Annotated in this window: 24 protein-coding genes; 2 read left to right on the plus strand and 22 right to left on the minus strand. The window is 40.5% G+C overall.

All coding sequences use genetic code 11. From position 1 onward, the window contains the following. Window positions 1–9 precede the first annotated feature (9 nt). From BUA88_RS16650 to BUA88_RS07310, 5 genes are all read right to left on the minus strand, one after another. Window positions 10–1,005, minus strand: a complete 996-nt coding sequence (locus tag BUA88_RS16650; protein WP_083572435.1) for a GNAT family N-acetyltransferase — start codon at window positions 1,003–1,005, stop codon at window positions 10–12. Between the two features lie 46 nt (window positions 1,006–1,051). Then, window positions 1,052–1,360 carry a DUF1062 domain-containing protein gene (locus BUA88_RS16765; protein ID WP_072915098.1) on the minus strand — a complete coding sequence of 103 codons (309 nt, stop codon included), beginning with the start codon at window positions 1,358–1,360 and terminating at the stop codon, window positions 1,052–1,054. Next, on the minus strand, window positions 1,344–1,634 hold the full coding sequence (locus tag BUA88_RS07300) for a CD3324 family protein (protein WP_026511000.1): 291 nt from the start codon (window positions 1,632–1,634) through the stop codon (window positions 1,344–1,346). The genes BUA88_RS16765 and BUA88_RS07300 overlap by 17 nt, the downstream gene beginning before the upstream one ends. 219 nt (window positions 1,635–1,853) lie before the next feature. Further along, complete coding sequence (gene rlmD, locus BUA88_RS07305) at window positions 1,854–3,515, minus strand: 23S rRNA (uracil(1939)-C(5))-methyltransferase RlmD (RefSeq protein WP_072915102.1); 1,662 nt, start codon at window positions 3,513–3,515, stop codon at window positions 1,854–1,856. Next, a complete protein-coding gene (locus BUA88_RS07310) occupies window positions 3,515–4,465 on the minus strand; it encodes a 3'-5' exoribonuclease YhaM family protein (protein ID WP_072915108.1) in 951 nt (316 codons plus the stop codon). The genes rlmD and BUA88_RS07310 overlap by 1 nt, the downstream gene beginning before the upstream one ends. 198 nt (window positions 4,466–4,663) lie before the next feature. Between BUA88_RS07310 and BUA88_RS07315 the strand changes: the two genes are divergently transcribed. Continuing rightward, the gene (locus BUA88_RS07315) at window positions 4,664–6,706 is read left to right on the plus strand and encodes a beta-galactosidase (RefSeq protein WP_072915112.1); all 2,043 of its coding nucleotides are present in this window, start codon (window positions 4,664–4,666) and stop codon (window positions 6,704–6,706) included. Window positions 6,707–6,793: 87 nt separating this feature from the next. Here the strand turns inward: BUA88_RS07315 and BUA88_RS07320 are convergent, their stop codons facing one another. The 6 genes from BUA88_RS07320 to BUA88_RS07340 form a co-directional block, all read right to left on the minus strand. After that, a complete protein-coding gene (locus tag BUA88_RS07320; RefSeq protein WP_072915117.1) occupies window positions 6,794–7,402 on the minus strand; it encodes a hypothetical protein in 609 nt (202 codons plus the stop codon). A gap of 169 nt (window positions 7,403–7,571) precedes the next feature. Further along, window positions 7,572–8,360, minus strand: coding sequence for a DUF4097 family beta strand repeat-containing protein (locus tag BUA88_RS07325; protein ID WP_072915122.1), 789 nt, complete (start codon window positions 8,358–8,360; stop codon window positions 7,572–7,574). Window positions 8,361–8,363: 3 nt separating this feature from the next. Beyond that, window positions 8,364–9,332, minus strand: coding sequence for a permease prefix domain 1-containing protein (locus BUA88_RS07330; protein ID WP_072915125.1), 969 nt, complete (start codon window positions 9,330–9,332; stop codon window positions 8,364–8,366). A gap of 20 nt (window positions 9,333–9,352) precedes the next feature. Next, the gene (locus BUA88_RS07335; RefSeq protein ID WP_072915130.1) at window positions 9,353–9,697 is read right to left on the minus strand and encodes a PadR family transcriptional regulator; all 345 of its coding nucleotides are present in this window, start codon (window positions 9,695–9,697) and stop codon (window positions 9,353–9,355) included. Between the two features lie 195 nt (window positions 9,698–9,892). Further along, window positions 9,893–10,030: a hypothetical protein gene (locus BUA88_RS16335; RefSeq protein WP_176757570.1), complete on the minus strand. Its 138-nt coding sequence runs from the start codon at window positions 10,028–10,030 to the stop codon at window positions 9,893–9,895. Between the two features lie 237 nt (window positions 10,031–10,267). Continuing rightward, entirely contained in the window at window positions 10,268–12,832 is a 2,565-nt protein-coding gene (locus BUA88_RS07340; RefSeq protein ID WP_408633808.1) for an endonuclease MutS2, read from the minus strand. A 124-nt stretch (window positions 12,833–12,956) separates the two neighbouring features. Here BUA88_RS07340 and BUA88_RS07345 point away from each other — a divergent pair, with 124 nt between their 5' ends. Next, on the plus strand, window positions 12,957–14,369 hold the full coding sequence (locus BUA88_RS07345; protein WP_072915135.1) for a class I adenylate-forming enzyme family protein: 1,413 nt from the start codon (window positions 12,957–12,959) through the stop codon (window positions 14,367–14,369). Window positions 14,370–14,413: 44 nt separating this feature from the next. On the opposite strand, the gene BUA88_RS07350 is transcribed toward BUA88_RS07345, so the two are convergent. The 11 genes from BUA88_RS07350 to BUA88_RS07400 form a co-directional block, all read right to left on the minus strand. Further along, window positions 14,414–15,043 carry a cytidylate kinase-like family protein gene (locus BUA88_RS07350; RefSeq protein WP_072915140.1) on the minus strand — a complete coding sequence of 210 codons (630 nt, stop codon included), beginning with the start codon at window positions 15,041–15,043 and terminating at the stop codon, window positions 14,414–14,416. A gap of 12 nt (window positions 15,044–15,055) precedes the next feature. Then, entirely contained in the window at window positions 15,056–15,760 is a 705-nt protein-coding gene (locus BUA88_RS07355) for an ABC transporter ATP-binding protein (RefSeq protein WP_072915144.1), read from the minus strand. Window position 15,761: 1 nt separating this feature from the next. Next, window positions 15,762–16,520, minus strand: a complete 759-nt coding sequence (locus tag BUA88_RS07360) for an ABC transporter ATP-binding protein (RefSeq protein ID WP_072915150.1) — start codon at window positions 16,518–16,520, stop codon at window positions 15,762–15,764. Continuing rightward, the gene (locus BUA88_RS07365) at window positions 16,520–17,599 is read right to left on the minus strand and encodes a branched-chain amino acid ABC transporter permease (protein ID WP_072915326.1); all 1,080 of its coding nucleotides are present in this window, start codon (window positions 17,597–17,599) and stop codon (window positions 16,520–16,522) included. The genes BUA88_RS07360 and BUA88_RS07365 overlap by 1 nt, the downstream gene beginning before the upstream one ends. Window positions 17,600–17,608: 9 nt before the next feature. Continuing rightward, entirely contained in the window at window positions 17,609–18,490 is an 882-nt protein-coding gene (locus BUA88_RS07370) for a branched-chain amino acid ABC transporter permease (RefSeq protein WP_072915155.1), read from the minus strand. Between the two features lie 88 nt (window positions 18,491–18,578). After that, on the minus strand, window positions 18,579–19,766 hold the full coding sequence (locus tag BUA88_RS07375; RefSeq protein WP_200798852.1) for an ABC transporter substrate-binding protein: 1,188 nt from the start codon (window positions 19,764–19,766) through the stop codon (window positions 18,579–18,581). Between the two features lie 98 nt (window positions 19,767–19,864). Further along, window positions 19,865–20,569, minus strand: coding sequence for a pseudouridine synthase (locus BUA88_RS07380; protein ID WP_072915164.1), 705 nt, complete (start codon window positions 20,567–20,569; stop codon window positions 19,865–19,867). 12 nt (window positions 20,570–20,581) lie between these two features. Then, window positions 20,582–21,454, minus strand: a complete 873-nt coding sequence (locus BUA88_RS07385; protein ID WP_072915169.1) for a methionyl aminopeptidase — start codon at window positions 21,452–21,454, stop codon at window positions 20,582–20,584. Beyond that, window positions 21,432–22,190 (minus strand): hypothetical protein, encoded by a 759-nt coding sequence (locus BUA88_RS07390; protein WP_072915173.1) that lies wholly within the window; start codon window positions 22,188–22,190, stop codon window positions 21,432–21,434. The genes BUA88_RS07385 and BUA88_RS07390 overlap by 23 nt, the downstream gene beginning before the upstream one ends. Further along, on the minus strand, window positions 22,187–23,284 hold the full coding sequence (locus tag BUA88_RS07395; protein WP_072915179.1) for a coiled-coil domain-containing protein: 1,098 nt from the start codon (window positions 23,282–23,284) through the stop codon (window positions 22,187–22,189). Before BUA88_RS07395 ends, BUA88_RS07390 begins: the two co-directional genes overlap by 4 nt. Window positions 23,285–23,441: 157 nt before the next feature. Further along, window positions 23,442–23,681: a Veg family protein gene (locus tag BUA88_RS07400; protein ID WP_015548439.1), complete on the minus strand. Its 240-nt coding sequence runs from the start codon at window positions 23,679–23,681 to the stop codon at window positions 23,442–23,444. Window positions 23,682–23,866 lie beyond the last annotated feature (185 nt).

Here is a 23,866-nt window from a genome sequence, read left to right on the forward strand (position 1 = left end):
TCAAATGTATCATCGATGAATGTACAATCTCGTCTGCTCCGGTTCATCATCCCCTTGAGCCATACAGTAAAACTCCCATCCATAACGCTCATAAAAACCAGTATGATCTGTAACAAGATAGAGCGGTGAAATTCCTTTTTTATTCATGTTCTCCACAACAAGATTAAGAAGATTTCCTGCTATCCCCTGTCCACGATGAGCCTCTTCAGTATATACAGCGCAAACATTGGGGCTTAAGTCCTTCCTGTCATGAAAATCATTATCGATTACACCTAACCCGCCGACAATTTGATCTCCTAACATGCATAGGTACCAACCATTTTCGGTCTCTTTATTAAGATACGCTGTCATACATTCAAGATAAGCATCCTTGGGGACTCCCCACTTTTTGTGAAACCAATCTGCATCCATATCTTTTAAGTCGGGTTTTTCTCTCAACTCAAAATATTTGTATTCCGTATTCGCATTAATATCTTTTACCATCTCAACAATCTCTATATCTCCGTCAGCAAGAATCTCCACGATTGATTCATGTCCATCCTCATTAGCTCCATTCTGCCAATAGATTTCAGCCATCCTAAGATTCTCTTGTTCGTCTGTTACTCCATCAAAACACTTGTAGGCATCTCCTTCAAAAACTCTTCCAGTCACTTTTATCTTTGCAATTCCGAAAGTAGGTCTTCCTAACTTAGCAAAATAGTCTCCCCACCTCTCAGCTTCCTCGTATGACTTAGACACATATAGCGAAGCCATTCTCGAAGGGTACTCCGAATACTTTTCTTTTCTAACTTTTTCCAACGCAAGCTCACGAAGCGCTACATCCACCTTGTGCGTCAGTTCTGTATCCTTATATTTTTCAGGATTGTTATATATATCATTTACTGTTTCGAGTTCCTCATATACACGCTTGTGTACACCGTTTGGATGCTTGTCATCCAGAATGATATGTTCACCGACCTTCTTGGGAATGTCGGATATTACATGAAAAAAATATTGTTCTTCCATTACATTCTCCCTATTGAAATGGCCGGACACATAGCCCGGCCGAAATTCATTTTAATTCAGCATTGTTTCTTTTTAAAAAGTCTATATCGCTACCATACTTCATGGCAGTTTCCATATCGTTATTCATAAAGCTCTCAAACAATTCTTTAGGTATCTTTCCTGGACGAGTCCTTTCATAAATTGTGAGGTTCTTGGAATGCTTACATTTCTTACATCGATATATCAGCCATACATCAACACTCTTACCGTTAGCATTTACTCTAAATCTATAGGAATTGATAAACTCCTGTTTCTTCCCACAACCTCCACATCTAAAGAACACTCTTGTTTTGGTATGATCAGACAGAAGGGGCACCTTTGCTTAAGGCCAGCCTCTGATTCCTGAGGATTCTCTGAATGCTTTTCTCCGACAAGGAAAACCTGTGTGCAAGTTCGTGTATTCCTATTCCGCCTATATAGTTTTCGTATATTTCTTCATTTCTTTCACGAAAGAAGACCTTGGCAGAAGTCGTGGTTCCCCACTCCTGTTTTTCCTTGCAGGGAATATAGATCAATTTACCGTCTACATATTGCTGAATCGTTTCAATCAGTTCCTGTGGCAGCACGTTCTCTGCCTTAATATAGCTCATAATGCTCCTCCTAAATTGATATTTCTTTTAGGATTCATCTGAGCTTACGATTCATTTATTATTTAAGCTCAGACTACTGAGCGATAACAACTCTGATGGTCATATAATCATGCTCCTTTCCAATCAAATAAAGTAAAATCTTTGTAAATTGTACGTGAATACAGTTTACGATTCAACCTTAACAATAATTATAAAAGAACTTGCGCCATAAATCAGGCCTTATATCATCTGAAAAAATTTCAAAGCCTCTTCTATAGCCTTTACCTTTTCTTCCGGGCATCCCGGTTGTCTGCTATTTTCTGATTTTGGCTTATTGTAATTTTCTCTTTCTATAATCCCATGCTTCTGCTTTACCTGAGCTATATTCAGGTTTGTCACATGGAATCCGTAGTGCTCCTGCACCCATTCTTCAATCTCTTTATATGTTGCTTTCGCTTCCGCACTTGTAAGATCAAGCTCGTCCATATCTACCTTTACGTTGATATGATGCTTTGCTTCATGAAGTTTGGACAATAAACATACCGTCTCCACATGCATGGTATGACCAAACTGATCGCATACAGTGTATTTTTGAATGTGATAACCACGCTCCTCAAGGTACTTAAGGTCGCGGGCCAGTGTGGCGCTATCGCAGCTAACATAGACGATTCGGTTAGGCTGCATTTTAACCATAGTATCAAGAGCCACTGTGTCGCAACCCTTGCGAGGTGGGTCTACCATAATGACATCCGGACGTGACATCTTTTCGTAGATTTCTGGTAGCACAACCTCTGCCTCGCCGCAATAGAATTCTGCGTTGTCTAAGCCATTAAGCTTCGCATTGGCTTTTGCGTTTTCGATGGCCTGTGGCACTACTTCGATTCCGATTACTCTGCCAGCATGCTTTGCCATTGAAAGGGAAATAGTTCCGATTCCACAATATAGATCCCAAACCTCTTCTGTGCCGTGTAAATCTGCGTATTCTAAGGCCTTGCTATATAAACGTTCCATCTGGTCATGGTTGACCTGATAGAAGGAATTTGCGCTGATATCAAAAGCGATGGTATCACCATTTGTGAGAGTGATGGTATCGCGGATGGCTTCCTTGCCATAAAGCACCCTGGTCTCATATCCCATGATGACGTTATCGCGACGAGTGTTGATATTAAGGACTAATGACGCAAGCGAAGGCTCCACACTTTGTATATGCGATATAAGCGAATCCGCCGCTGGAAGCTTATCGCCATTAACAACCACGCAAACCATTGTCTCTCCAGTAGCCTTACCTTCTCGGACAAGCACATGGCGAATCAGGCCTTTTCCAGTAGCTTCATCATAAGCTGACACACCATTTTCATTCATATAATCGATTACCGTATATACGATATTCATACTCTTTTCAGAGCAAATTTTACAGTCGTCTGATGGCACGATTCTATGACTTCTGGCACCGTAAAATCCTGCGATAATCTTTCCGTCCTTATCCACTCCAACAGGCACCTGCGCCTTGTTGCGGTAACGAAGCGGATCTGTCATACCAAGGATTGGCTCGCGAATAGAATCCACAAAAGCTCTATCATAACCGCCAATCTTCACCAGATTACTTGCCACGATATTATCCTTAATCTCCAGCTGCTTTTCATATGAAACCTGCATGATCTGGCAGCCACCACACTGTCTGGCATTAGGACATGCAGGTTCTACTCTATATGGGCTAGCCTCCACTACCTCCTTTAAAGCTGCAAAGCAATAGGTCTTTTTCACCTTTGTAATGATGACATCACAAACGTCGCCAACAACTGCATCTTTGACAAAAATGGTCACACCATCAGTGTGACCAATTCCAGCCCCTTCAAGGGACATATCTTCTATTGTTAATCTTACAATATCGTTTTTGTTCATTAATTTTTTCCTGTTCTACGGATATTTGAATCAAGCAGACGATTAAATCCCTGCCATGTCAAATTATTCTCCTCAACATTCTCAAGAGCCTCGTAAATAGTCTCAAGCTTTGCATCGATGTTGTCCGCAAATGAAAGAGCAATAGCCTCTGCAATAGCCGGCTTCTTTGGTGAACCGAACTCAAGCTCGCCGTGATGTGAAAGGATACAGTGGATAAGCTCTTTACGCTTAACAGCTGGGAATCCTTCGATTTCATCAATGGCTCTGTCTACCATTGTAGCTCCTACATAGATATGACCAAGAAGCTGTCCCTCATCTGTGTAATCATTTCGTGGGAACTCTGAAAGCTCCTTAACCTTTCCGATATCATGGAAGATAGCGGCTGTTATAAGTAAATCTCTATCAAGGAATGGATACTGTCTGCTGAAATAATCGCAGTTTGTAGCAACTGATAAAGTGTGCTCCAAAAGACCACCAGTGAAGCCGTGATGAACTGACTTTGCAGCTGAATGAGCTTTAAATTCCTCGATAAATTCTTTATCCTCAACAAAGTATTTCTTAAGTAATGCTTTCATGTATGGTGCCTGGATAGAATTGATAAGTGCTGTCAAATCATTCCACATAACACCGATGTCCTTCTTGCTGGCTGGGATGTAATCTGTAATATCAAACTCTCCCTCATTAGCCTTGCGAAGGCGCTTTATGTTAAACTGTAATGCACCATTCCAGCTTGTGATATCGCCTGTAACAGTGATGAAATCAAGCTCGTCATAATCGCTGATGCCCTCGGAATCAACATCCCAAATCTTGGCATCGATGGTGCCTGTCTTATCGCATAATGTAAGTGACTCAAACGCCTTTCCTGTCTTTGAAATGCCCTGTGTCTTCTTTTTGCACAAATATGTCTCTGTGCCTCTGTCTCCCTCTCTGAGGGTGTTAATGTACTTCATGTAAATCTCCAATCTAAGCCCCAATGGAGCCGCGCAGCCAAGCTGCAATTTAGCTTCTTTAATTATAAGTGAATGGTCCAGTAGAATCAATCATAAGACTATGAGCGAAAATATAAATTATTTCGCTTATTTTTAATCGTTTTCGCACATTTTCTGTGTTAGGATTTTTATACAAGGGTTATATAAGGAGATGTAACTATGAATAAGATTTTATTTCCTCAGGTGGAAGGCCTGCTTCATGGCGGAGATTACAACCCAGAGCAGTGGCTCGATAGACCTGACATTTTAGAAAAAGATATTCAATACATGAAGGAAGCTGGCATAAATACTGTCACTATGGGCGTTTTTTCATGGGCAGCCCACGAGCCTACTGAAGGCAATATCAACTTCGACTGGCTTGCTAATATCATGGATAAGCTATATGAAAACGGCATATATACTGTTCTTGCCACACCTACTGGCGCACGTCCTGCCTGGCTTGATGAAAAATATCCATCAGCCATGAGATGCGACGAGCGTGGTATCAGGAACCATCATGGAGTAAGACATAATCACTGTATGCAGTCTCCAGAATTCCGCGATAAAGTACGAATTATGGACACTGCTCTTGCCGAGAAATTCGCAAACCATCCTGGTCTATTAATGTGGCATATTTCAAATGAACTTAGTGGCTACTGCTACTGCGACACCTGTCGCAAAAAGTTCCAGGAATGGCTCGCCGACCGCTACGACCACGATATTAACAAACTAAACAAAGCATGGTGGACTACATTCTGGTCTCACACCTTTAACAGCTTTGACCAGATTGATCCACCTTACGCAAACGGTGAAAATTGCGTTCTTGGTTTGAATCTTGACTGGAAGCGCTTCACTACTTGGTCAGCTACAGATTTCATGCGTTTCGAAATCGACACACTACGAGCTGCAGGTGCTAAGGAGCCTACTACTACCAATTTCATGGAGATGTTCTACGACTATGATTACTGGTACATGAGCCAATTCATCGATGTAATCAGCTGGGACAATTACCCTGAAAATCACAACAACTGGCAGTCAGATGCAGATCACCTATTAGAGCGAAGTTTTAATCACGCCCTATTTAGAAGCTTAAAGCCAAATCAGCCATTTATGATGATGGAATCTGCTCCTGGTCTTGTAAACTGGCGACCATACAACAAATACCGCCGTCCAGGCATGCACAGGCTCATTTCAATGCAGGCAATTGCCACAGGCTCTGATACAGTTCAGTATTTCCAAATTAGAAAGAGCCGTGGCTCATCTGAGCAGTGGCATGGTGCTGTAATCGACCACATTGGTACAAACGACACCAGAATTTTCAAAGAAGTGGCTGCTCTCGGAGCCGACCTAAAGAAAATCAGTGAGATTAAAGGTTCTGTTTCCAACAACAAAGTAGCTATCGTTTTCGACTGGGATAATCGCTGGGCAATTGATGATGCTTGGGCTCTTTCCAACGAAACAAAGAAATTTGATGAGACCTGTATGAGTATTTACAATGAATTCATGCACTTCGGCATTGAACCAGATATTGTTTCTTCTGATAGTGATTGGAGCAAATATAATATTATATGTGCACCAATGCTTTACGTTCTTCACGATGGAATTGGTCAGAAGATAACAGACTTTGTTAATAATGGTGGAGAATTCATGGCAACATACTTCACCGGCTATGTTAACAAAGATTTACTTGCTAATCTTGGAGGATTTCCTGGTGATGGCCTTGATAAGGTTTTCGGACTTCGTACAGAAGAAATTGACACTCTCTATCCTGAGGATCAGGTATCTATCAAGATTCATGATAAGGCAAATCGCAGTTATCATTCAGTAGCTGTACATGATTATCAGGAAATGCTTAGAGATGTTTCGGCGGATATATTAGCCCGCTACGAGAATGATTACCTTGAGGGCAAGCCTGCTATTACCTGCAATAAATATGGAAAAGGTCATGCATATTATGTAGCCTGCCGTACGAATCAGCACGATATTGAATTCATTTATCGTGAAATGCTGACACACGCAGATATCGCATTTACGAAATTGCCAGATGGCATAGAAAAACACAGCAGATTTTCTGATAATGCCAGATATGATTTCTATCTGAATTGCACTACAGAAGATAAAGATATAGCTGATATATCCGGACTTGATATACTTTCAGGTGAAGATATTGATGGTACATTAACCCTTGGCAAATATCAAATTGCTGTAATTAAAATTTCTTAAAAATAATTTGAGCGAGGCTTTATGGGCCCCGCTCATTTTTAAAGGAGAACTATAATGAAAAAAATTATTATAGAGAACTACCTTTTATTAATTAAACTGCACTGAATCAATTATCATTGCAAGCTCATCACTTACCATCATATCTACTTCTTCATCTATTCCCATGTACTCTACACACTCAAATAGAATTGTGTTTCCATTATGCTCAACAATGATTGCTGTATCGTATAAACCTAAGCCTTCTCCTACCTCAGATTCCATACATACCCAATATGCAAACTTCTCATCAACTGAAAAATGTCCTTCGTAAGTTGTAGCCTTTTCACCCCACATATTCACCATCTCGTCTCTAGCTTCTTCCTGTGTCATTCCAGTAAGTGTTGATACTGTTACCATGCATCTGCCAGAGCAATCACCAGTGTAATCAAAACCTACAAAATCATTTCCTTCTTCTACCTGGAAAACTTCTGTGTTGTACTGAACTGTCCAACCTTCCTTGCTCTCGTATGTCTTATATTCTGGAAGGCAATACTCTGTAACTGCTACATCCTCAAGGTCTGCTGCTGTTACTGTTGGATCATAATCATCTCCTATTACTTCAACTGCTTCCCCTTTGATCCCTGCAACTACTAACATTGATGTTATTGCTACAAGACTTAAACTCATCATTCCTTTTACTAACTTTTCAAAACTCATTTCTTTGTCCTCCTAATACTACCTCTGTTTCCTCATCCCTTCCTTTATTCTGATGCCATATTATCATTTGGATTATCACACAAGTGTCACAGCAAAATTTATATGAATTAATCCATAAAAAAACGAGGCACCTATGATTAAGTGCCTCGCTGTATTGCTATATTAAATATTATTTGCTGTTAACGTTGACACTGCCAAAAGCACAATCAACATCAATATTTTTTCTTTCTGTACTAGGAGCATCAATATCTACATCACCAAAATCACACTCGCATTCAATCTTGTCGTAAGTACCTGTGATATCAATATCACCTGCATTTGCACTTACCTCAGCTGACTTAGCTGTAGAATCCATAAGATTAAGATCACCTGCATTTGCATCGATACCAATTTTTTCTGCTGTCGCATTCTTTACATCGATGTCGCCTGCGTTGGCATCAATATCGATCTTCTCAGCTGTAATATCATTAATATCGATATCTCCAGCATTTGCATCGATATCAAAATCATCTGCCTGAATATCCTTGATATCAATATCTCCTGCTGCAATGTCAATCTTTAGAGAGTCTAACTTTGTATTGTTTGGGACAACTATATCTAGCTTATAACCATCAAGGTTCTTCTTATGCTTTGCACTATCTTTCTGAACAATTGTAAGCTTTCCACCTTTAAGCTCTACAGTTGGCTCATACTTTTCAGGGAAGCTTGAATCTACAGAAAGCTGGCTGCCATACTTGATATTAATATCAGCTGCACTCATATCGATGACAATATCTGTTACCTTTTCATTTGAAAAATCATAATTCCTTGTCTCTGAATTTCCGTTGTGCCAGCCGTCACTGAACCAGCTAAAACCGCCAAAGTTCATAATGTGTCCCCACATAGCTGCCACTACAATAATTAGTGTAACCAACCATATTATAACTAAATATTTCTTAGTCCATTTCTTATTTTCCATTGCTTAATCCTCCTCAGCCGCCAATACTACCTCTAACAATCTGTGTGCGATTGCACCTATTACCCAAATCATCCATGTGATATGCCAATCCATAGTAACGAAACTGATAATAAGATATAAACAGGTAACTGTTGGCCAGTAAACTTCCATAACGCCCTCTGCAAATTTATTTACATACACGATATCACCTTTATCCTTTCCATAACTACCACTGATTGTCTTTGAATCATTAAGCTTTAAAACCTTTTCATAACTTCCCATTACTGTAGTCGCATATATAATCAAGCAAACACCTGCACCTACGAAATAGAATAAGCAATTAGAAACGATATCAATATCAATTGCTGCTGTAGGAATCCATAAAATGAATAACATAATTGCTACAGCAATCATTATTGCATGTGGAACTTTGAAGTCTCTCTTTTTGCTCTTTACCATATCTGCTGTAGAAAGGTCAATCTGGCAAAGCTCTTTATCTAAGAATTTCCAATCATTTCCTCTGATACCTGCAAATACAAATAATGCAACTGCAACAGCGATGCTGATAAACATTCCTGTTACACCAAGACCATCTCCTACCTGTCCTCTAAGAAGGAATTCAAAAAGAATTGGCCATGTAACTGATGTGATGCAAAGTAAAACACCAATACCTATTAATAATCCATTTCCCTTCATAACATTTAAGTAGTCCTCTACCTCTTCCATTCTAAGGAAGCGACGTGGCTTAGATTCTTCTCTCTCGTGAGTCTCCCTAAGCTCCTTTGCAAGACCAAGATCTGCTGCAAGCTCATCAAGATTACCAAACTCTGCAATAACTGTTCCTACTGCCTGATTTTCATTTACCCCATCAGCAATCATCTCATTAAATTTATCTTCCATCATAGAAAGCAACTCAGCCTTAGCTTTCTTAACCTCTGGAGTATTTGGCATATTTGCGAACATTGTCTCCAAATAGTTTTTTATTGTTTCCATATATGTTCTCCTATCTTCTCCTAATCCTGTTTTTCTATAAACCGTTCAACAACCTCTTTTGTTAGTTCCCACTCTTCACATTTCTCCCGGTAAAAATCTTTACCTGAATCTGTGACTCTGTAATAGGTTCTTTTCTTTCCGTTCCCCTCTGGATCCGGGTCTGCTACGAAGGATTCTATGTATCCGTTTTTCTCCATTCTTGTAAAAGCCGAATAAAGTGTGGTCTCCTTGATTATGTATTTCTCTTCTGTGATTTGTTTTATCTGCTTAGATATTTCATAACCGTAGGATGGCTCTTTTATTAGGATGCTAAGAATCATGGTATCGTTGTAGCCACGGATAACGTCACTACTGATTTCGCCCATATTAACCTCCTTTATCTGTCGTACTATGTCTATCGTACTTTGCGTGTCGTACTACGTCTGATGAAGTATTTCATCTGTTGAAGTAAATATACTACGACAGACAAAGTATGTCAACACCTTTTTGTAAAAATTTTTTCAGACAACAAAAAAGCTATCTGAAACTTTCGTTCCAGATAGCTCAATGTGCGATACTTTTTATACTGCATTTACAGCAACAACTCTAAGCTCATTGCTTGAGATAAACTCTGTTTTAATCCCCACTCTGTTAAGCTCAAAAGCCTTTCTAAAAACTTCCTCCAATGTTGCGCACTTAATGATTTCGCCGATCTTCATTTTCTAACTCCTCCTCGTAATTTGTTTTCACTAGTCTTTTTATCGGACGTGTTCTTTTTTTCTTTAGTCCTTTTTACAAGAAAAAATATATCATAACTTTTATCACACAAGTATCACACTAAAAATGGCCAATCTGTTACAGTCACAAGCCATAATATTTCTACATTCAGCTGAAGAAAGCTTCATTTAAGAAATATTAGAGCTTGTTACCTACAGATTGACCTCAATATTCTACATTTATTTAAAAGTTACAATCGTAACGCCGGCGTCGCCTTCTCCGAATTCTCCAAGGTGGAATTCAGCTACATTTTTACATTTGCGAAGGTACTGCTGCACACCAGCTCGAAGGGCTCCGGTACCCTTTCCGTGAACAACTCGAACTGAAGTGAGATGGCTGATGTATGCATCATCAAGATACTTCTCAAGCTTTGCGATACCTTCATCAACAGTGCAGCCAAGAAGATTAATCTCTGGTGAAATAGATGCTGCTTTATTGAAGCCACCATAGGTCATATTCTTAACTCTTGTGCCCTTCTTAGGAACGAACTTATCCTCTTCCTCGATAAGCACAAGGTCCTTAATATTTACAGTAGACTTCATGATACCCATCTGTACTGTCACATCACCCTTTGAATTAGGCGCTGTGCAAACATTTCCTGTAAGATTCATAGAAAGCACCTTTACCTTATCTCCCACATGAAGATTTGTAGGTACGTTGTGATTCTCCTGAACCTCCTGCTTTTCCTTGGCCTTGCTCTTAGATTTATTTACACCCTTTCCAAGAGCCGCCCTCTTTGCTTCCATAGCAGAAATGTTTCCGCCACCTTTACCAAATTTATTAAAGTCACGAATGGCCTCATCCGCAATATCCTTGGCCTCCTGAAGGATAGCAGCTGCATCCTCATGAGCCTGACGAATAAGCTCCTCACGCTGAGCCTTAATCTTTTCTTCCTTGGCTGTAGCATTTGCAAGCTTAGTCTCTGCTTCCTTCAAAGCGGCAGCTGCCTCTGCTGCATCCTCTTCTACCTGATGACGTTTCTGCTCCAAATCTACCATCAAATCTTCAAAGGATTTATCATCATCTGACAATCTACCCTGAGCATCCTCAATTAAATCAGCTGGGATTCCAAGCTTTGACGAAATCGCAAAAGCGTTAGACTTTCCAGGCACACCAATAATCAAGTGATATGTAGGGCTAAGAGTCTCCAATGAGAATTCACATGAAGCATTCTCAACACCCTCTGTAGAAAGTGCGTATACCTTAAGCTCACTGTAGTGAGTGGTAGCCATTGTACGTACATCAAGGACGTGTAATCTGTCCAAGATGGACTGTGCAAGAGCCGCACCTTCCTTTGGATCTGTACCTGCACAAAGCTCATCAATAAGAATAAGGAACTGTGGAACCTTCTGCTCCTCCTTTGTTCCGTGGATTACCTTTGAATAAACAAAATCCTTCTTGTTCTCAGCAATAAGCTTCTCAGTCTCCTTAGAATAACTTCCACCGTTGATTGCCTCTAAAATGTGGACAATGTTAACCATATGAGATGAGAATGTGGAAAGTGACTGCTCTATAGACTGCTCGTCACCGATATCTGCATAAACATCATCAAATACTGCTATCTGACTTCTGTCCTTCGCAGGAATATGAAGTCCAGCCTGGGCCATAAGTGTAAGAAGACCACAAGTCTTAAGTGATACTGTCTTACCACCAGTATTAGGTCCTGTAACAAGAAGAAGATTGTAATCCTCTCCAAGTTTTATATCTGTAGCTACAACCTTCTTTGGGTCTAACAAAGGATGTCTTGCTCCACGAAGATTTATAATTCCATCCTCATTAAACTCAGGATTGCTGGCATTAAGCTCAATGGCATATCTTCCCTTTGCAAGTATAAAATCAATCTCTGTAAGTAATTCGTAATTACGAATGATTCCCTCTGATGCCTCTGCAATCTTATTTGAAAGAATAGCAAGGATTCGCTCAATCTCATCCTGCTCACGCACCTGAAGCTCACGCATCTCGTTGTTCAAATCAACCGCCTGCATTGGCTCAATAAAGAATGTACTTCCTGTAGAAGACTGGTCATGAACCATACCAGGAACTCTTGATTTGTAATCAGCTCGAACTGGTAAACAGAATCTTCCACCACGAACAGTAACAACTGGCTCCTGAAGGTAACCTCTTGTTGTACTGTTATTGAGCATAGAATTCATGACGCTCTTAATCTTCTCGTTAGTGCGCTGCATTCCCTTTCTGATATCGAAAAGGGCTGTGCTGGCATCATCGGCAATAGTCTCCTCATCGATGATACATCTTCTAATCTCATTAAGAATCTGCACCTCTGGAGAAAGTCCATTGAAATAGAAGGAAAGAGCATCCTCCTCTTCCATCTGGCTGCCATACTTAGCCACACGCTTTGTAACCTCAAGGACATTTGCTACCGCAAGAATCTCCTCTATGCTAAGAGATGAACCCAACTCCAATCTGGCAAGAGAAGGTCTTAAATCTGTAGTACCACTGGCACTTACATCAGAAAATTTTACAAGTCGATTAAAGGCGCATGCAGTCTCCTGCTGCATCACCTTAATTTCTTCTATGTCATTAATAGGAAGAAGCTGCTGACAGCGAAGCCTTCCTGCCTCACATGTAGCCAGCTCTGATAACCTGTTTATTATCTTGTCATACTCTAGTGTTTTTAATACTTTTAAGTTCATTTTGCACTCCAAAAAATAAAAAATACCTGTGATGACCTCAATCATAAGGCTTCTATTATAAAAATGCAAATAATACACACTTTTAGCCATATAATTTAGTCATTTTATGTATATTCATTTTCCCTTCCAACATGTATAATTGGCGCGTTAAATCACGCATACTTAATATACAGAGGCTGAATTTTATAGATTAAGTAACATTTAGGAGGAAATAATGGTTGAATTATTAAAGCTTATTGAGAGCTATGGTGACGCACCAGCTTTCAAAAACTTAGCTGGCGAAAACAGCTTTGTTGTAACTTACAGAGAGTACCTTGACAAGATGAAGGCTTGCGCTTACAACCTTCAGCAGACCTTCGGTGATCTCAAAGGGAAGCACATCGGTATCATGGCAGACAGCAATTACGAGTACACAGTTATTCTTGGTGCTGTTCTCTTTAGCAGAGGTGTTCTTGTACCTGTTAACTTCTTCGAGACACCAGAAAACATCGAAGCTGCTATCTACCGTTCAGATTTAGATGGTATTATCGTTGAAGATAAGTACAGAGAAAAAGTTGTAAGCAACATCACAATTGCTGATAAGCATGAAATGCTTAAGGAAGGCAATGGTAGCATCGAGCTTAAGGACTTTACAGAGGAAGAAAAGAACAATCTTGCACTTATCATCTTCACTTCTGGAACAACAGGTCTTTCAAAGGGTGTTATGCTTTCTGTTAACAACCTTGTTGGTTTTGAAGCTACTGGTCACAACAGCGATTTCTCAGAGGATGCAAAGGGCGCTGCAGGTCTTAGAATCTACAACGTTTTCCCATTCTATCACGTTGCTGGTATCGTAGGATGGCTTTACAGAATTGAACAGAAGGCTACTACATATCTTAGTGCTGACCCAAGAAACGTACTTTCAGATCTTGAGGGCGAGCAGATTGACGTAGGTCTTGTTACTCCTGGTATTATGAACCTTTGGTTAACATGCATTAAGAAAGGTAACATGGAGCGTTTAGGTGGTCTTAAGCTTATTCTTACAGGTGGCGCTAAGCCAGACCCTGCTGTAATCAATACATTCCTCAACAACGGAATCGGATTTGGTCAGTACTACGGTTTAACAGAGGCAAGTGGTAATATCACATGTAACTTTGATGTTGCTAACCACCTTAGTTCAGTTGGCCGTATGGTTGACGGCTGCGAAGTTGTATTCATTGATGGCGAAATCTGCATCAAGTACTATGGTGTAATGCTTGGTTACTACAAGGATCCTGAGGGCACTAGAGAGGTCCTTGATGAGAATGGCATTCTTCACACAGGTGACCTTGGATATATGGATGAGGATGGATTCCTTTACATCACAGGTAGAAAGAAGAATCTTATCATTCTGTCAAGCGGTGAGAATGTTAGCCCAGAAGAGCTTGAAAAGCACGCTTATGGCTGTGAAGCTGTAAAAGAGTGTAAGGCATACGCAGATAATGACAGAATTCACCTCGAAGTATTCTGCGATAAGGATGCTCAGGAAGAAGTTAAGAATTACATTTCTGAGACTAATAAGAAGTTACCTATCTTCAAGAGAATTTACAAAGTTGAATTCCGTGATGAGGAATTTGAAAAGACACAGCTTGGTAAGATTAAGCGATAAAATAATTACAGGGTTGGAATTGCTCCAACCCTGTTTTTTATTTTCTAGATTTCTCTATTCTTTATTTCAATGTAAGATTTTACGACCTCTATGAGTCTGTCATAATCCATGACACCTGTATCCAGACAGAAATCATAATTTCTGGCATCGTTCCAATCACGTCCTGTGTAATACTTGTAATAATCTGCACGGTGCTTATCAATGTCATGCATTCTCTTGAGAAGCTCAGCGTCTGTACCGCTTACCTGTCTGCGCAATCTTGTAAGACAATCATCCTCTGATGCATAGAAGAAAAGGGAAAGCACATATGCTCTGTCCTTCAAGATGTAATCCGCACAACGACCTACGATAATACAGCTTTGTGTATTGGCAATGCGTTTGATAACATCTGCCTGAAGTTCAAACAGATTGTCATCTGATGTAAAAGCTGCATACTCTGGACTTAATGGAAGTCCCTTGTAATGAGCCTTGGCAGAAAGGAAAATCTTTCTAACGTGTTCATCCACCTCACCGAACAACTCCTCGTTTATTCCGCTTTGGTCAGATGCCATTCTAAGAATCTCTCTGTCATAAACTGGAAGACCTAGTTCCTTGCCAAGCTTCTTCGCAAGTGTAAGACCTCCCGAACCATAACTTCTAGCAATACTAATAACTAGCTTCTTTTCATCCCCCATGATGAAACCTCCCTATTCTCCTAGATATGCCTTCTTGATAGAATCATCATTCATAAGAGTTTTGGCATCTCCAGAAAGTACGATGTTCCCCGTTTCCAATACATACGCACGATCTGCAATAGCAAGTGCCTTCTTTGCATTCTGTTCTACAAGAAGTACTGTGGTGCCTGCCTTGGAAATCTCCTGGATGATATTGAAAATCTCTTCCACGTAGATAGGTGAAAGTCCCATTGAAGGCTCATCCATAAGGATAATACGTGGCTGGCTCATAAGAGCTCGACCCATGGCAAGCATCTGCTGCTCACCGCCTGAAAGGGTTCCTGCCAGCTGATTCTGACGCTCCTTCAAACGTGGAAAGCTTTCGTATACACGATCAAAAGCATCCCCGATTTCCTTCTTGTTACTTCTAGTATATGCTCCCATTTTCAAGTTTTCAAGCACTGTTAATCCTGGGAAAACTCTTCTTCCTTCAGGTACATGAGCCATACCCATAGATACAATTTTATGGCCTGGAACCTTAGTGATATCTGTGCCTTCAAGAAGCACCTGGCCAGAAGTTGGCTGAAGCATACCAGATATAGTTTGTAATGTAGTTGTCTTTCCTGCTCCGTTTGCACCAATAAGTGCAATGACTTCACCTTCGTTAACCTCGAAAGAGATGCCCTTTAGAGCCTGGATAACTCCGTAATTTACGATTAAGTCTTTTACTTCTAACATATTACTCTCCTAAATAAGCCTTAATAACTTCTGGGTCATTTAACACATCGCTGGTCTTTCCCTGGGCAAGCACACGACCGAAGTTTAATACAGTAAGCTTCTCACAAATTCCAGATACAAGCTTCATATCATGCTCGATAAGAAGAATTGTCACACCAAATTCTTTTCTGATAAGCGCGATAGTGTTCATCAAGTCACGTGTCTCGTTTGGGTTCATACCTGCTGCAGGCTCATCCAAAAGAAGAAGCTTTGGATTTGTAGCAAGAGCTCTTGCGATTTCCAACTCTCTCTGCTTTCCATAAGGAAGATTAGATGCAAGGATATCTGCCGAAGAATCCAATCCAAATACTGAAAGAATTTCCAACGCCTTCTTATCCATTTCCTTTTCTGTAGCAAAAAACTTTGGCAGTCTGAAAATGCCTGTAGCTGTGCCATATTCAAAGGAATTATGTAATCCTATTTTTACATTATCAAGTACACTCTGATCTCCGAAAAGACGAATATTCTGGAATGTACGTGCTACGCCAGCCTTATTAATATCTGCTGTTTTCTTGCCAGTGACATCCTTTCCATCAAGGAAAATCTTGCCATCAGTTGGCTTATAAATACCTGTAAGCATGTTAAATACTGTAGTCTTACCGGCTCCGTTAGGTCCAATCAAGCCATAAAGCTCTCCCTGCTCGATAGAAAGATTGAACTCATCTACTGCTCTAAGTCCTCCGAAGGAAATGCCTAAATTTGTAACTTCAAGTAAGCTCATTACTGCACCTCCTTCTTCTTAAATTTGCCAAGTATAGCTGCTGTTGTAAGACCATGGTCATCTCTCCACTTAAGGAGTGCTGGAGCCCAGTTAAACAACATCAATACAATAAGTACAATTGAGTAAATAAGCATTCTATATGTTGAAAGTCCTCTGAGAAGCTCAGGAAGCATAGTAAGTATTACTGCCGAAATAACTGAGCCTGAGAAATTTCCGATTCCACCAAGTACTACATAAACAAGAATCATAATGGACATGTTGTAACCAAAATTGTTTGTAGTAGCTGTAAGAGAATTGATGTTATGAGCGTAAAGCACTCCACCAACTCCAGCTATGGCTGCTGATATCGTAAATGCGATAAGCTTGTATTTTGTAACAGGAAGACCTACTGTCTCTGCTGCAATCTGATTATCACGAATAGCCTTTACAGCACGGCCCGTTCTGGAATTAACAAAGTTGTGAGTTACGATAAGTGCCAGAACAAGTAATACTACAGCAATAGTAAATGTAGACTGACGTGGTGTTCCAGTGATACCCTGTGGTCCATTGATAAGCATCTTTCCATCAAGGTCCATTCCAAGGGAAAGCTGATCCTTGATTGAAAAATGAATGCCCTTTGAATCCTTACCAATGTACATTACGTTAATAACATTTTTGATAATCTCACCAAAAGCAAGTGTAACAATTGCAAGGTAATCTCCTCTTAATCTAAGTACTGGGATGGCAATTAAGAATCCAAAAAGTGCTGCCATTGCTGTTCCAATTACAAGTGCCAGAATAAATCTAGGTACATCTGGAATAGTCTCCTGTGTAGCTCGAGAGAAAAATGCTGATGTAAATGCACCAACACACATAAATCCAGCATGTCCAAGAGAAAGCTCTCCAAGATATCCAACGCAGAGGTTAAGTCCTACTGCTACAAGTGAATAAGCACAAACTGGTACAAGAAGTCCCTTCATAAGAGAGCTAAGATTTCCTGTGCTTTCCATAACTGACATTACAATATAAAGTAGGACAATCACGCCGATTGTTGTAATAAGCTTCTGTGTAGATTTGTTTAAATTCTTGTATAAATTCATGGCCGTCACCTACACTTTCTCTTTGATTTGCTTGCCTAAAATTCCAGTAGGTTTAACAAGCAATACAATAATCAATACTGCAAATACAATTGCATCTGCCAACTGGCTGGAGATGTATGCCTTTGCCAAAATCTCAATAATACCAAGAAGAAGCCCACCAATAAGTGCTCCTGGGATCGAACCGATTCCACCAAATACAGCCGCTGTGAATGCCTTGATACCTGGCATTGAACCTGTGTAAGGTGTAAGTGATGGATAAGATGAACAAAGAAGCGCACCAGCGATTGCTGCAAGTCCTGAACCAATTGCAAAGGTAAGAGAAATAGTTGCATTCACATTGATTCCCATAAGAATTGCTGCTTCCTTATCCTCCGATACTGCACGCATTGCCTGACCTGGCTTTGTATTCTTTACGAACCACATGAGTACAATCATAATTACCACACATGTTATGATAGTAATGATTGCATTTCCTGTGATTTTCAGCGAGCCACCAGCAAGTGATATTCCCTGCCAGTTAATTACAGATGTGAAGCTTACAGGATTCGAACCAAATAGCATCAATGCCATATTCTGAAGAAAATAGCTGACACCGATAGCTGTAATCAACACCGCCAGATTAGTTGCCTTTCTAAGTGGTTTATATGCTATCTTTTCTATAATCATTCCAAGTGCTGTACAGCATACTATCGAAATAACAATAGAAACTACAGCAGGCATGCCAGAATTTGCCATGCACATGAAAACAACATATGCTCCGATCATGATAACATCGCCGTGTGCGAAGTTAAGCATCTTTGCGATACCATAAACCATAGTGTATCCCAAAGCGATAATTGCATATACACTTCCCAAGCTTAAGCCATTGATTAAATAGGTTAAGAATCCCATACTCTGTTACTCTCTTTCGAATAAAATAAAATTAGATGCAGAGCTGCCCCATTTTTGGAACAGCCCTGCATCGTCTTTGATGCTCTAATTAATCTACTGAAGCATATGCTCCATCTTTGATAATTACGGCCTTAGGTGCCTTTGATACTTCACCTTTATCGTTCCATGTCATTCCCTCGCCTGTAAGTCCATCGTAAGATACATTCTGGATTTCTGAAATAAGTGCCTCACAGATTTCCTCTGAAGAAGCCTCTGGTGTGAGACCTGATGCCTCAAGTGCTGCCTTGAGAATGAATACACCATCATAAGCATCAGCTGCAAACTGGTTAGGTGTTCCACCAAACTTCTCTTCATACTTTGATACAAAGCTCTTTGTTGCCTCGTCCTCTGCATCAGCAGCGAATGGTGTAAGAAGGTATACACCTTCTGCTAGCTTTACATCGAAGTTTTCAACTGAAAGGAGTCCATCAAAGCCATCTACACCAAACATTACTGGAGCATATCCCATCTGATTTGCCTGTGTAAGTACGATTGATCCTTCTGTGTAGTAGAAAGGAAGGAAAAGAAGATCAGCCTCTGCGTCCTTACACTTCTGAAGCTGTGTTGTGAAATCAGTTTTTGAATCTGCAGTGAAAGCCTCTGTTGCCACGATCTCAAGTCCAATTGCCTGAGCCTCTGCTGCAAATGTCTGATATACACCTGATGAATATGGATCTGAGCTATCGTAAATTACGCCCACCTTTGTTGCCAGCTCATTATCCTTAATATAGTCTGCAGAAACCTTTCCCTGGTTAGGGTCAGAGAAGCAAACCTGGAATACATTGTCATGTCCGCTTGTTACATCTGTTGAAGAAGCAGATGGTGTAAGCATAAACATTCTGTCTGCGTATGTCTCAGCGGATACAGCCTGTCCTGCACCTGAAGTAACTGTTCCCTCGAGAATCTGCATTCCCCAGTCCTTCAAAGTATTGTATGCATTTACTGACTTCTGCTGATCTGCCTCGTCATCCTGAAAATTGAACGAAATATTATATCCATTGATTCCGCCTGCCTCGTTAACCTCGTCTACAGCAAGCTGAATTGCATTCATAACGCCCTGTCCGTACTGAGCAGCACCACCTGTGATTGGTCCAATACCACCAATTCTCCATGTGAGCTCTCCTGATGTGTCTACTGATTCTCCACCTGTAGCTGCTTTGTCATTTCCTCCACAACCTACAAATAAAGAAGCTGCCATTGCTGCACAAAGTGCTAAACTTAATGCTCTCTTTTTCATATTCATACCTCCATTTCTTTCACTGCGAAAACCTCTCGTCTCGCTTTATCACTTTAATCCGTGAAACTACTTTGAAGATATAATAAATCTTGTTTAAATTATTTGCAAGAAAAACTTTCACACTTTAACTCGTTGATGTGCCCGACCGGTAGTTTTTCCTCATCAAGCACAAGCGGTCCAAACGCTGTTCTTTTCAGCTCTAGCACTGTTTTTCCCACTGCAAAAAACATCCTTTTTACCTGATGAAATTTTCCTTCATGAATTGTTATATAACAGGTTTTTCCACCCTCATATTTCACTGTAGCAGGTGCTGTTGGCTCTCCCTCTCCTATGTGAACTCCTGCTTCCAAAGCTGCAACATCCTCAGGTGTTAATTCACCATCCAGCTCCACATAATATGTTTTATCCACATGCTTCTTAGGAGAAAGCATATCATGAGCAAGCTGTCCGTCATTTGTTATCAGTAATAAACCAGTAGTATCCTTATCCAATCTTCCAACAGGAGCAAGTCCCTTAGGTGCATCAGGACACTGACTATAGAAAACATCCATGACTGTTCTCTCATGGGCATCCTCTGTAGCTGTGATAACCCCCTTTGGCTTGTTGATAACATAGTATGAAAATTTCTTATATGTGCATTCCTTACCCTGATAGGTAATCACTACAGAGTTTTCATCCACCTTTTGCTCTGGCTTTCCTGCCTTCTCTCCGTCTACAAAAATAAGGCCCTTCTTAAGAAGAGCCTTAACTTCAGACCTTGTTCCGATATTTAATTCTACCAAAAGCTTGTCTAATCGCATCATATTCAATTTACCTTAATAAGAAATTACTTCGTAGCCTGTCTCAGTAACAAGTACCTGATACTCCCACTGAGCAGAAGGCTTTCCATCAAGTGTAGAAACCTCCCAGCCGTTGTTAGGATCAGTCTTAATCTTCTGAGTGCCCATATTAATCATAGGCTCGATTGTAAACATAAAGCCTGGAACTAAAAGAAGCTCTGTGCCAGGAAGTGTATTGTAACCAACCCATGGTTCCTCATGGAACTCAAGTCCTACACCGTGTCCGCCAATCTCACGAACAACCTGATATCCATTAGCGTGAGCGTGCTTACAAATAGCAGCACCTACATCACCCAGGAATCCCCAAGGCTTAACCTGCTCTAATCCAAGGTCACAGCACTCCTTTGTAACCTCAACAAGCTTTCTTGTCTCTGGATCAACATCACCAATCATAAACATTCTTGATGAGTCAGAATAATATCCGTCTAAAATTGTAGAACAGTCTACATTTACAATGTCACCACTTTTAAGGATTACATCCTCTGAAGGATATCCGTGGCAAACCTGATCATTTACTGATGTACATACGCTGTATGGAAATCCCTCGTAATTAAGTGGTGCTGGAATACCACCCATTTTTGTAGTGGTATCATATACAATCTTATCAATCTCTGCTGTGCTCATTCCTTCATGAATTGCCTCGGCAACAGCATCAAGACAAGCCATATTAATAACTGCTGACTGTCTAATCTTCTCTACCTGCTCTGGAGTTTTGAGCATGTCGTGTGTTGGAACCTTATGTCCTTTCACAGCGAAGCTGTCAATCTTTCTATCCATTGCCTCATGGCACTGCTTATACTTACGACCACTGCCGCACCAGCATGGGTCATTGCGATTTATCTTTTGCATTTCTACGTAAACCTTTCTTCTCTGCTTTAAACTTTTCCTTTTCCTCATCAGTCAAACCATTAATATAATTTATCTTTGTGTGTTTGAGTGTAATGTCTCCAAGAACAAACTTATCCCACAACTTATCATTTATTTTAACAGAATGCTCGTCTCTGATAAGGCCATAGTTATAGCCATCGTATTTATACGCAGCCTGACTAGGTCCGTTTTCTTCGGCGAGATGATTCTGATATTTTTCTGCTATTGCTGCAATTCTGATTTGCTCATTTATAGTTTCCTCATCACAAGGAAGCTTTTCCCATTGAATATCTAGCAAATCTTCCCAAAAGTCATTTATGGCGAATGAAAGATCTTCTTCCTCTTGGGCATTAAGAGTATCCATCCCCTCTTCAACTGCAAGTCGATAAAAAAGATGGTCATGAATAGCCATATCAATAACAACATCCTTAGACGCTGACTGGATGAAGGTTTCATTGGTGTAGAGATTCCAAAAGTCCTTGGTGTAATCAGAATTATACACCTTTGCCTGCTCCTCTACCTTCCTTTCTTCAAAAAGAATGTAAAAAGCCAGGTCTCTGAAGGTAATCTCTTCATCATCGATGGTAACCGCAGTATCATCTAAGTGCTCGTTATATTTCAACGGCCCTCTGCCATCTCCCATGGTAACAAGTGCGTAGATTACTACACCTACGCACAAAATAACCAATAATATTTTTATAAGTTTTTTTATAATCATAGCACCCTTCTAATCGTAATGATTGAGTGACATGTGACAGGTCTGTAGTTTGTAATACCTGTGGCTGTACTCTGTGCCTCAACAATAAGACCGCCACCGGCATAAATAGCCACGTGACCTGGGTAACATACTATATCTCCTGGCTGCATATAATTGTAACTTACTTCCTGACCAACACCACGGAATGAACCTGATGTCATACGTGAACCGTATGTAATACCAAAGTTGGCAAGAACTCCCTGAACAAATCCAGAGCAATCACAGCCCTCAGTAAGGGATGTTCCACCCCAAACATATCTGTTTCCAACAAACTGATTTGCATAGGATACAACGCTGGAACCGCTGGTTCCTGTCTTATAGCCTGGATTTAAATCTCCGTTAACATTATAGTTTCCAGTAGTCTTAACTGCTCCGCCTGTACCACCTGCTGCAGCTCTTGCAGCGGCTTCTCTGGCGGCTCTAAGTGCAGCCTCACGAGCGGCAATTTCCTTTGCTTCCTTAAGCTCGGCATCCAAATCATCCATCTCGCCACGCTTCTCGGTAACCATGGTCTCAAGAGCAGCTTCCTGAGTCTTCAGCTCTTTCTTTGCTGACTCAAGAGATGCCTTCTCCTCCTCTAAGGCGGCAGCCAACTCTTCTATTTCTGCCTGTGTGGCAATGAACTGGTCAAGCTTAGCTCTGTCGTATTTTTGAACACTCTTCGCATAGTCAACTCGGTTTAAAAACTGTGTTATGGAACCTGAGCGAATAAGCATCTCCAAAAGACTTTCCTGTGGAGTCTCGTACATGTACTTGATACGAAGCTTCATTGCTGCGTACTGAGCTTCTCTGGCTGCTGTGGCCTCCGCAAGGGATGCCTGAGTATCCTCAATTTCTGCTGCAGTAGAATCAATCTCTGCATTTATCTCGGCTATCTGGCTAACCAAGCTATATAAATCTGCATCTAAGGCATCTATCTCATCCTGTAAAGCGTCCTGTTCCGCTTCAATCTCTGAAATAGAACGAACCGCATTAGAGACAGTGGAATCTGATGCAAGAACTGCCACACAAACCACTATACATATTGCTGCCTTAGCAATCTTAGAAAATTTCATAAACACTATCTCCAAAAACTGGTAAACCCAATATCTGGGGATTTTTACACAATCCCTCTATATTATGATACAAGTTATAGGAGTCCTTTTCAACCTAAAAACGAAAACGACCTCAGCCGAAGCTGAGGTCTCTTTTGAAGCCATTATGAAATTGTAACTAGCAAAGTTTCATGCGAATTTCTTTAGTAATTATGTCTGTATAGCTGAAGGATAACAACTGTGATGGACATGTCTCGGTGTCGTCAACTAATATAGTAAATACACTTGGGTAAGCTTCTTGAATAACACCTTGCTGAATGTCAACCTTGTTACGCCCCTTGTCTAACTGAATAACAACTCTACTACCGCACTGCGATCTAACAGATTCGCGCACCTTGTCAAAGTCCTCTCGTTCCATGATGTCTCCCCCTTTTCTAGCAATATAAATATTGCAGTTCTAGCAATTTATAATTTGCTGAAACTAGTTTACCATTTTTTGTATAATTTGTCAAAATTTTAGAGGAGTTTTTTGAATATTTATTATAAAAAATGCCTGTCAGCCCCTGATTTCGTTACACTTTATAACTTTTATTAAAACTACAT

Source organism: Pseudobutyrivibrio xylanivorans DSM 14809, assembly GCF_900141825.1.
In the GTDB taxonomy this organism is placed as follows: Bacteria; Bacillota; Clostridia; order Lachnospirales; family Lachnospiraceae; genus Pseudobutyrivibrio; species Pseudobutyrivibrio xylanivorans.